General features: G+C 55.8%; 5 protein-coding genes. 4 read left to right on the plus strand and 1 reads right to left on the minus strand.

The genetic code is table 11. The annotated features are described in order from the left end of the window. Nucleotides 1–120: 120 nt before the first annotated feature. Complete coding sequence (gene mgtL, locus QVF11_RS28645; protein WP_142512859.1) at nucleotides 121–174, minus strand: mgtA regulatory leader peptide MgtL; 54 nt, start codon at nucleotides 172–174, stop codon at nucleotides 121–123. Between the two features lie 180 nt (nucleotides 175–354). Here mgtL and treR point away from each other — a divergent pair, with 180 nt between their 5' ends. The 4 genes from treR to nrdD all read left to right on the plus strand — a co-directional run. Then, nucleotides 355–1,302: a trehalose operon repressor TreR gene (gene treR, locus QVF11_RS17695; protein ID WP_112216259.1), complete on the plus strand. Its 948-nt coding sequence runs from the start codon at nucleotides 355–357 to the stop codon at nucleotides 1,300–1,302. Between the two features lie 128 nt (nucleotides 1,303–1,430). Next, nucleotides 1,431–2,849 (plus strand): PTS trehalose transporter subunit IIBC, encoded by a 1,419-nt coding sequence (gene treB, locus QVF11_RS17700; protein ID WP_112216258.1) that lies wholly within the window; start codon nucleotides 1,431–1,433, stop codon nucleotides 2,847–2,849. Nucleotides 2,850–2,901: 52 nt separating this feature from the next. Then, nucleotides 2,902–4,557: an alpha,alpha-phosphotrehalase gene (gene treC, locus QVF11_RS17705; RefSeq protein WP_287858487.1), complete on the plus strand. Its 1,656-nt coding sequence runs from the start codon at nucleotides 2,902–2,904 to the stop codon at nucleotides 4,555–4,557. Between the two features lie 463 nt (nucleotides 4,558–5,020). Beyond that, a partial coding sequence (nrdD, locus tag QVF11_RS17710; protein WP_287858489.1) for an anaerobic ribonucleoside-triphosphate reductase occupies nucleotides 5,021–7,017 on the plus strand: 1,997 nt, incomplete at its 3' end.

Consider the following 7,017-nt stretch of genomic DNA (forward strand, 5'->3'; position numbering starts at 1 on the left):
GCGAACGCAGCACTACCGACAGGCGCGAGTAAACCTTACCTGTCAGGCATGTTATTTTTATGGCAGGGACATCAAAGACATCACTGCTTTACGCTTCCGGTAAAGCAGTGCTAAGCAGGCTTACCGGAAAAAAAAGTTGCTCCATCGAGGATGAGGAGTGGGATCGGGGTCCATAAAATCTCCGGTAAGTGAATACAAACGGCGCGAATTATAACGCCATCAATAATATATTTGTGACTATTATGGCGATGATACCCCCCGGCAACTAAACCAGACATAAACCAGACTTTGCTCATTGTGGTTTCGTTGCGTAGCATTAGGCTCACTTTAATCAGACCACAACGAGAATCCTGCATGCAAAACCGGCTGACCATCAAAGATATCGCCCGCTTAAGCGGCGTCGGGAAATCGACGGTATCGCGCGTGCTGAATAACGAAAGCGGCGTTAGCGAGCGTACCCGCGAACGGGTGGAAGCCGTAATGCAGCAGCACGGATTTTCTCCTTCGCGCTCCGCCAGAGCAATGCGCGGGCAGAGCGATAAAGTCGTGGCGATCATTGTCACCCGCCTGGATTCCCTCTCGGAAAATCTCGCTGTGCAAACCATGCTCCCCGTCTTTTACGAGCAGGGTTACGATCCGATTATGATGGAGAGCCAGTTTTCCACGGCGTTGGTTGAAGAGCACCTCGGTATGCTCGCCCGACGCAATATCGACGGCGTGGTACTGTTTGGTTTTACCGGCATTCATGAAGAGATGCTCACTCCGTGGCGGGAGACGCTGGTGCTACTGGCTCGTGACGCGCCGGAGATCGCCTCCGTGTGCTATGACGACGATGGTGCAATCACCTTGCTAATGCAGCGTCTATACGATCGCGGTCATCGTCAGATAAGCTTCCTCGGCGTGCCGCACAGCGACGTAACGACCGGGCAACGACGCCATCAGGCCTACCTCAATTTTTGCCAGAAAAAACGCCTCACTCCCCTCGCAGCGCTGCCTGGGCTGGGTATGAAGCAGGGTTACGAAAACGTCGCCAGCGTGCTGGCGGCTGACACCAGCGCGCTGGTCTGCGCTACCGATACCCTCGCCCTTGGAGCCAGTAAATATCTCCAGCAGCAGGGAATCGACAACATCCAGCTTGCCAGCGTCGGCAGCACGCCGTTGATGAAGTTTCTCCATCCGGAGATCCTTACCGTCGATCCCGGTTACGCCGAATCAGGACGCCAGGCGGCACAACAGTTGATCGAACAGATTGCTGGCAACCGTGAGCCCCGCCAAATCGTGATCCCCTCCGTACTGAATTAAGCCTGTCTTAACGATTAATGTGATCTTCGCTGCGTTTCGGGAACGTTCCCATTTTGCAATTCAAACGGAGCGAGTAGGATTCGCCTCAAGTTAAAACGCAACCTCTCCCTCGGTCATGAGGCTTCATCATGAGTAAAGTGAATCAGCAGGACATCGATAAACTTATCGAACTGGTGGGCGGACGCGACAATATCGCTACCGTCAGCCACTGTATTACCCGTCTGCGCTTTGTGCTGAATAATCCAGCCATTGCCAAACCTAAAGAAATTGAACAGCTACGCATGGTGAAGGGCTGCTTTACCAACGCCGGACAGTTCCAGGTGGTCATCGGCACCGAAGTCGGCGACTACTACAAAGCTCTGCTGGCCACCACCGGACAGGCCAGTGCGGATAAAGAGCAGGCTAAAAAAGCCGCGCGGCAGAATATGAAGTGGCATGAACAACTCATTTCACACTTTGCGGAGATCTTCTTCCCGCTGCTGCCTGCGCTGATCAGCGGCGGCCTGATCTTAGGCTTCCGCAACGTGATCGGCGACCTGCCGATGAGCAACGGCCAGACGCTGGCGCAGATGCACCCGTCGCTGCAAAGCATTTATGACTTCCTGTGGTTGATTGGCGAAGCGATCTTCTTCTACCTGCCGGTGGGGATCTGCTGGTCTGCGGTGAAGAAAGTGGGCGGCACGCCGATCCTCGGCATCGTGCTAGGCGTCACCTTGGTTTCTCCACAGCTAATGAATGCTTATTTGCTAGGCCAACAGGTACCTGAAGTGTGGAACTTCGGGCTGTTCACTATTGAGAAAGTCGGCTATCAGGCTCAGGTTATCCCGGCTCTGCTGGCGGGGCTGGCGCTCGGCTTTATCGAGACGCGCCTGAAGCGCATCGTGCCTGACTACCTCTACCTGGTAGTGGTTCCGGTCTGTTCGCTGATCCTGGCGGTATTCCTCGCCCACGCCTTTATCGGCCCGTTTGGCCGCATGATTGGCGATGGCGTGGCCTGGGCGGTACGTCATCTGTTAACCGGTAGCTTTGCCCCGGTTGGCGCCGCGCTGTTCGGCTTCCTGTATGCGCCGCTGGTGATTACCGGGGTCCATCAGACCACTCTGGCCATCGACATGCAGATGATTCAAAGCATGGGCGGCACGCCAGTATGGCCACTCATCGCGCTGTCCAATATTGCCCAGGCATCAGCGGTTGTGGGGATTATCATCGCCAGCCGCAAACAGAATGAACGCGAAATCTCCGTTCCGGCAGCCATTTCCGCCTACCTCGGCGTCACGGAACCGGCAATGTACGGTATCAACCTGAAATACCGCTTCCCAATGCTGTGCGCAATGATCGGTTCCGGCCTTGCCGGGCTGCTGTGCGGGCTGAACGGCGTGATGGCCAACGGCATTGGCGTCGGCGGCCTGCCGGGTATCCTCTCCATTCAGCCAACCTACTGGCAGGTTTACGCCCTGGCGATGGCCATCGCCGTGGTGGTGCCGATTGTCCTGACGACGGTGGTCTACCAGCGCAAATTCCGCCAGGGCACCTTACAGATTGTCTGATTTCTTATTTTAGGGGCGCGCTGTCGCCCCCTTTTTGTAGCAGGAACGCAATATGAATACCCTTCCGCTTTGGTGGCAAAACGGCGTTATTTATCAAATCTATCCGAAGAGTTTCCAGGACACGACAGGTAGCGGTACCGGCGATCTGCGTGGCGTCACCTCACGCCTCGACTACTTGCAAAAGCTTGGTGTTGACGCCATCTGGCTGACGCCGTTCTACGTCTCGCCGCAGGTGGATAACGGCTACGACGTGGCCAACTATACCGCTATTGACCCCGCCTACGGCACGCTGGACGATTTCGACGAACTGGTGGCTCAGGCGAAGGCGCGAGGTATGCGTATCGTGCTGGATATGGTGCTGAACCACACCTCCACCGCGCACGCCTGGTTCCAGGAATCACTCAACAAAGAGAGCCCATACCGCCAGTTCTATATCTGGCGCGACGGCGAACCAACCACGCCGCCGAATAACTGGCGTTCTAAGTTTGGCGGCAACGCCTGGCAGTGGCACGCCGAAAGCGAGCAGTACTATCTGCATCTGTTCGCCGTTGAGCAGGCGGATCTGAACTGGGAAAACCCGGCGGTGCGAGCGGAGCTGAAAAAAGTTTGCGAGTTCTGGGCCGATCGCGGCGTCGACGGCCTGCGCCTCGACGTGGTCAATTTGATCTCCAAAGACCAGTCTTTTCCGTCCGATACGGATGGCGACGGTCGCCGCTTCTATACCGACGGCCCGCGAGCTCACGAGTTTTTGCAGGAGATGAGCCGCGATATATTCACCCCCCGCGGCCTTATGACGGTGGGCGAGATGTCCTCCACCTCGCTTGAGCATTGCCAGCAATATGCCGCGCTCGGCGGCGGCGAACTGTCGATGACTTTTAACTTCCACCACCTGAAGGTGGACTATCCCAACGGCGAGAAGTGGACCCTGGCGCACCCGGATTATGTAGCACTGAAAGCGCTGTTCAACCACTGGCAGCAGGGGATGCACAATCGCGCGTGGAACGCGCTGTTCTGGTGTAATCACGATCAGCCGCGCATCGTTTCCCGCTTCGGCGACGAAGGGGAATACCGCGTCCCGGCGGCGAAAATGCTGGCAATGGTGCTACATGGTATGCAGGGCACGCCCTATATCTATCAGGGTGAAGAGATAGGCATGACCAACCCGCACTTCAAGAATATTACCGATTATCGTGATGTGGAGAGCCACAACATGTTTATCGAACGCGCGGCACAGGGCCAGGGCGCAGATGAACTGCTGGCGATTCTGGCGAGTAAATCACGCGATAACAGCCGTACGCCAATGCAGTGGAACAGCGGTGAAAACGGTGGTTTCAGCGCTGGCGAACCATGGATTGGACTGTGCGACAACTATCGTGAGATCAACGCCGAAGCGGCACTGGCGGACCCGGAATCGGTGTTTTATGCCTATCAGCAGCTGATTGCACTGCGCAAGAGTACGTCCGTGCTGACCTGGGGTAACTATCAGGATCTGTTGCCGGAACACCCATCGCTGTGGTGCTATCGCCGTCAGTGGCAGGGGCAAACGCTGGTTGTCGTCGCTAACCTGAGCCGAGAATTCCAGCACTGGCAGCCGGAAGCAATAATCGGTGACTGGCGGGTGCTGATAAGCAACTATGCGGAAGCGGCGAGTCGCCCATCCGATATGACCCTGCGTCCGTTTGAAGCGGTATGGTGGCTGCAGGAGTAAAGCCCCTCCCCGGCTTGCGCTGCGGCTTCCCGGGCTACGAGTCCAGCGCCGTCTGCGGAAACAAGACCGCAGAAGCGTGGAATGCGGTCAGCCTGAGATTCTTTCTTCCGGGCCTGATACTTCTTTTCAGGCCTAATTTTTGCTTATTAAATAAGCAGATAAATTTACATTAAGCGCTAGCGCCCATCATTGCTACTCTCCTCTTTTTACTTTGTTCTGCATCAATAAAATTGCAAACATCTTTGATGCAAAGCACTACATATAGAACTTAAAATGCGTCCCGGCCCCACATATTGTATTAATAGTCTATTATGTCACCACAACCTATCGTACTCTGGCGGTGATGGGATGTGGATAAAAAGGGCCGGGATCGGAGGGAAACGGCGGCAGCTATAGCGCCTCGTGACTTCGGTTGACCTTCCGCCTCTGTGGATAACCTGTTCTATAAAAGTATGGAGTGATCATGACACCGCATGTGATGAAACGCGATGGCTGTAAAGTGCCGTTCAAGTCAGAGCGCATTAATGAAGCAATTCTACGTGCAGCTAAAGCAGCGGGAGTCGATGACGCAGACTATTGCGCCACCGTCGCAGAAGTCGTTAGCCAGCAAATGCAGGGCCGCGCCCAGGTTGATATCAACGAAATCCAGACCGCCGTTGAGAACCAGCTGATGTCCGGTCCGTACAAACAGCTTGCGCGCGCCTACATTGAATATCGCCATGACCGCGATAGCCAACGCGAAAAGCGTGGTCGTCTGAACCAGGAAATTCGCGGCCTGGTTGAGCAGACCAACTCGGCGTTACTCAACGAGAACGCCAACAAAGACAGTAAAGTCATCCCGACCCAGCGTGACCTGCTGGCGGGGATCGTCGCCAAACACTACGCGCGTCAGCACCTGCTGCCGCATGACGTGGTGATGGCGCATGAACGCGGTGTGATCCACTATCACGACCTCGACTATTCACCGTTCTTCCCGATGTTCAACTGTATGCTGATCGATCTGAAAGGCATGTTGACCCAGGGCTTTAAAATGGGCAACGCCGAGATTGAGCCGCCGAAGTCTATCTCTACCGCGACCGCGGTGACGGCGCAGATTATCGCTCAGGTCGCCAGCCATATTTACGGCGGTACGACCATCAACCGTATTGATGAAGTGCTGGCACCGTTCGTGACCGAAAGCTTCAATAAACATCGTAAAATTGCCGAAGAGTGGCAGATCCCGGATGCCGAAGGCTATGCCCGTTCTCGTACCGAGAAAGAGTGCTACGACGCCTTCCAGTCGCTGGAGTATGAAGTCAACACTCTGCATACCGCCAACGGGCAGACGCCGTTCGTGACCTTCGGTTTCGGCCTCGGCACCAGTTGGGAATCGCGCCTGATTCAGCAGTCCATTCTGCGTAACCGCATCGCGGGCCTCGGTAAAAACCGCAAAACGGCGGTGTTCCCGAAGCTGGTATTCGCGATTCGCGACGGCCTGAACCACAAGTTTGGCGACGCTAACTACGATATCAAACAGCTGGCGCTGGAGTGCGCGAGCAAGCGCATGTACCCGGATATCCTCAACTACGATCAGGTCGTGAAGGTAACCGGCTCGTTCAAAACCCCGATGGGCTGCCGCAGCTTCCTCGGCGTGTGGGAAAACGAAGACGGCGAGCAGGTTCACGATGGCCGTAACAACCTCGGCGTTATCAGCCTCAACCTGCCGCGCATCGCGCTGGAAGCAAAAGGCGACGAAACTGCGTTCTGGAAACTGCTGGACGAACGTCTGCAGCTGGCCCGTAAAGCGCTGATGACCCGTATCGCCCGCCTGGAAGGGGTTAAGGCTCGCGTTGCGCCGATTCTGTACATGGAAGGGGCCTGCGGCGTGCGTCTGAAAGCGGACGACGATGTCTCTGAGATTTTCAAAAACGGTCGCGCGTCGATTTCTCTGGGCTATATCGGCATCCATGAAACCATCAACGCGCTGTTCGGCAGCAAACATATGTACGACAGCGAAGCGCTGCGTGAGAAAGGCGTCGCCATCGTTCAGCGCCTGCGCGAAGCGGTGGATCAGTGGAAAGACGAAACCGGCTACGGCTTTAGCCTGTACAGCACGCCGAGCGAAAACCTCTGCGACCGCTTCTGTCGCCTGGATACCGCTGAGTTTGGCGTGATCGAAGGCGTGACCGATAAAGGGTATTACACCAACAGCTTCCACCTCGACGTGGAGAAGAAGGTGAACCCGTACGACAAAATCGATTTTGAAGCGCCTTACCCGCCGCTGGCCAATGGGGGCTTTATTTGCTACGGCGAGTACCCGAATATTCAGCACAACCTGAGAGCCCTGGAAGACGTCTGGGATTACAGCTATCAGCATGTGCCGTATTACGGAACCAATACGCCAATCGATGAGTGTTACGAGTGCGGCTTTACCGGCGAGTTCGAGTGCACCAGCAAAGGCTTCACCTGCCCGAAATGCGG

The organism is Klebsiella sp. (assembly GCF_027492335.1).
GTDB classification, from domain to species: domain Bacteria; phylum Pseudomonadota; class Gammaproteobacteria; order Enterobacterales; family Enterobacteriaceae; genus Klebsiella; species Klebsiella huaxiensis.

Bases quoted from the DNA above. Each gene is read 5' to 3' on its own strand.
- treB (WP_112216258.1), top strand. From the start codon at position 1,431: ATGAGTAAAGTGAATCAGCAGGACATCGATAAACTTATCGAACTGGTG.
- treC (WP_287858487.1), top strand. From the start codon at position 2,902: ATGAATACCCTTCCGCTTTGGTGGCAAAACGGCGTTATTTATCAAATC.
- treR (WP_112216259.1), top strand. From the start codon at position 355: ATGCAAAACCGGCTGACCATCAAAGATATCGCCCGCTTAAGCGGCGTC.